General features: G+C 59.7%; 1 rRNA gene. It reads right to left on the bottom strand.

The features are described 5' to 3' along the window. Positions 1-216: ribosomal RNA gene (locus OO70_RS51010) — 16S ribosomal RNA — on the bottom strand; the annotation flags it as partial.

Genomic DNA, 216 nt, shown 5'->3' with positions numbered 1-216 from the left:
CCTCTCAGGCCGGCTACCCGTCGTCGCCTTGGTGAGCCATTACCTCACCAACAAGCTGATAGGCCGCGGGCTCATCCTGCACCGCCGGAGCTTTTAACCCCCACACATGAGTGCAGGAGTGTTATCCGGTATTAGACCCCGTTTCCAGGGCTTGTCCCAGAGTGCAGGGCAGATTGCCCACGTGTTACTCACCCGTTCGCCACTAATCCCCACCGA

The organism is Streptomyces xylophagus, from assembly GCF_000716435.1.
In the GTDB taxonomy this organism is placed as follows: domain Bacteria; phylum Actinomycetota; class Actinomycetes; order Streptomycetales; family Streptomycetaceae; genus Streptomyces; species Streptomyces xylophagus.
Note: the sequence above shows the minus strand (reverse complement) of the source record. Positions and strands in the feature narration are given on the sequence as shown.